This window comes from Oleiphilus sp. HI0043, assembly GCF_001634935.1.
Map to the genome: position 1 here is coordinate 1 of NZ_LWEY01000163.1, position 1,000 is coordinate 1,000.

Consider the following 1,000-nt stretch of genomic DNA (forward strand, 5'->3'; position numbering starts at 1 on the left):
CCCTATAGCAGAATCGCAAACAATCGCTCAGAAAGCTATTGGCTTCTTAAGCCGCCAACTTACCAATACCGATAGCTTTGGTGTCTTTTTAGAGCCCATTATTCAGGTGTTTCGCCCAAATTGGCGTCACGGAAGAACTAGTGCTCAAGTACTCTTCATAAAAAATGAAACAGATGACATCTACACGCTGACTTTAAGGCCAGAAAAAAAATGGGCTGGTTTTAGTGCCGGACAATATGTACAGCTAAGCGTTGAAAAAGATGGCGCAATGCTAACACGTACCTTTAGTCTTTCCTGCTCGCCTAAACACTTTCTTCGCACAGGTGAAATCACCTTAACCATACGCGCAAATGAAGAAGGTGCTGTAACGCCATGGCTCAACCAAGCTTTGAAAAGTGGTGACACTGTTTACTTATCCGAAGCCCAAGGTGATTTCCAACTAAGCAACTCAGTAAAAGACAAAGTATTTATTGCAGGCGGAAGCGGACTAACCCCCATATTTTCAATGCTGAACGAATACCAGAGCAACGCTTGGTATAAGCAGGCTCAGTTGCTCTTTTATGTAAATAATAGCCAATCCCTATTCTTTTCCGAGCAACTTTCTCACCTTGAAGCGAAGGGTTTGCAGGTAACAACTATCTATAGTGACCACCAAGGTAGAATAGATCAGCAGCAGCTGGAAATGTTTGTAGAAGACATCAGCGAAAAAGAATTTTACGTATGTGGGCCTGGGAAAATGATTGAAATTACCCAATCGCTTCTAACGTCCAATACGGTTCCTGAAGCAGATATCCACTTTGAATACTTCGGCCAACAGCCTTTATCTCTTGAGGGAATGAATGCAGACGATGCCGATGAACTGATTCAAGTCGATTACCTGGACTCTCGAAAGCAAGTCACCTTTGACCCTCAGCAGTTTATCGAGTCTGACAAAGCTACCCTGCTGGAAATCTCAGAGAACCAAGGTTTAAAACCCGTTGCGGGTTGTCGAATGGGCGTG

General features: G+C 43.8%; 1 protein-coding gene. It reads left to right on the plus strand.

The annotated features are described in order from the left end of the window. Nucleotides 1–1,000, plus strand: a 1,000-nt coding sequence (locus A3729_RS03060; protein WP_068633132.1) for an FAD-binding oxidoreductase, incomplete at both ends; no start/stop codon positions are given.